Here is a 1,741-nt window from a genome sequence, read left to right as displayed (position 1 = left end):
CTAGCTGGCTATAGGTCGTGTCAAGTGCATGCCCCGGGCGTGAAGGTTCGCCCCGTGTGTCTGGCGGGCGTTCTGAAGTGTTGTGGAGGGGCGGTTTGGCGGCTGGACCGGCGTTGGTCTGTGGGCGCCCACGCTGACTTATGCGACCTCAGCTATTTCACCCGGGTCATCTGGCGTCGTTCGGGTTGCCCGCGGGGCGAAGGGCCGGGCGCCAAGCTAGAGACGGCGTAACGCGGAAGGCGTCCGCCATAGCTGTATCGGCGTCTGGTCCGGCCCTTCGTCGGTTCCAGCGTCTCACCGCCGCTCCGGGTTGTGAAGGGATGCTGCGTGCACCTCCTTTGGCTCCGGGAAGGGGATGTCTGGTTGGCCTCATGGTGTGCCGCGGTTTGTCACTTCCAGCGGCCGGGGTCGTAGATGGTCTGGTCCCGGACCATGGCGTAGGCGATCCGTGATGCGCGGTGCGCCATCGCGCAGGCGATGACGCCGCCGTGCTTGCCTCTGGTCCTGAGCGCCGCGGCGTAGGTCCGGCTGGGCGCGTCGTTGAACCAGAGCCCCATGCCGAGATCGATCAGGGCCCGGGGTAGTGCCACGTTGCCTTCCCTGCTGATGGATCCGTCGCGTCGTTTGCCTGCCGATTCGTACTGGGTGGGGGACAGACCCGATGCCCGGTAGATCTGTGACGGTCCGGGCCAGCGGTGCGGGTCGCCCAGGGCGCCGCCGTAGTTGCCGGCGCGGACCACGCCCCAGCCCGGGGTGGTGGTGAGGGTCGCGAAGGGGCTCAGCGGCAGCAGCCGGGCGAGTTCGGCCTCGGATGCGTCGATCTGTGTGCAGAGTTCCGCCAGAAGGGCCAGATCGGCGGCCAGAACGCGGCGGGCCACCGGTGCGTCCACCGTGGTCAGCGCGTCGCGGGCGGCATCCACGAGCCGTTCGGCCAGCGGCTGGCGCACCTGGAGCCCCCGGGCGGCCGCGAACCGGATGAACCGGGCGGTGCCCAGTGCGGCGAGCCGCTTCGGGTCGGCGAATTCAGCGGCAACGAGCCTTCCCACTTTCGTGCCGAGCACGTCCGGCAGGACCAGGGCCAGCCCGGGGAAGGCCCGGTCCAGCTGACCCAGCAACTGGTTCTTCGTCGCGGTCCGCACCTGGACCCTGCGGGTCCGGTGCGCCGCCCACGCGCCGAGCTCGCCGATCACAGCCTCGCGCGCAGTCACAGGAACGCCGCGGCCGCTGAGGACCAGCTCTGTGATCGCTTCCAGATCCAGGGCGTCGGTCTTGATCCGCCGGCGTCCCTGGACCCTGCGCTGCTCGGCCACGTGCGCGGGATTCAGTTCCAGCACCTGCCAGCCTGCGGGCCACACGGACGCGGTGAGCAGCGGCCGGTGGTAATGCCCGGCAGCTTCGATCCCGACTCTCACGGGGGCATCAATGCCGACCAGCCTGGTCCTGATCAAAGCCAGGACCCCGTCCAGTCCCCGCCCCGACATCTCAAAGTCCAGCGGACCCAACAAGCGGTGCCGGGCCGCATCAGTGACCGACAACGCGACCACCCTCTTGCCAACATCGACAGCAACAACAACGGGTGAATCACCGGCCGCCGCGGCCTGAACAGACATGACAAACACCTCCGAAGGCGTCGGGAGGACCCCGCGGATCAGCCCCGGGTCCTCAAGGGAATCTGATACATCCCGTCCTGACATCTCCGGAGGTGTTTGTGAAGGACAGACTCAACTCATATCAGCTGTAC

1 protein-coding gene is annotated in these 1,741 nt (G+C 68.1%); it reads right to left on the bottom strand.

Annotated elements, in window-relative coordinates; all coding sequences use genetic code 11:
• Positions 1–389: 389 nt before the first annotated feature.
• On the bottom strand, positions 390–1,610 hold the full coding sequence (locus tag LQV16_RS23415) for an IS110 family transposase (protein ID WP_229996218.1): 1,221 nt from the start codon (positions 1,608–1,610) through the stop codon (positions 390–392).
• Positions 1,611–1,741: the final 131 nt, after the last annotated feature.

This window comes from Arthrobacter sp. Bi26 (assembly GCF_918697925.1).
GTDB lineage: Bacteria > Actinomycetota > Actinomycetes > Actinomycetales > Micrococcaceae > Arthrobacter.
The sequence above is the reverse complement of the archived record's forward strand: the minus strand, read 5'-3'. Positions and strand labels throughout refer to the sequence as shown.

Bases quoted from the DNA above. Each gene is read 5' to 3' on its own strand.
- LQV16_RS23415 (WP_229996218.1), bottom strand. From the start codon at position 1,610: ATGTCTGTTCAGGCCGCGGCGGCCGGTGATTCACCCGTTGTTGTTGCT.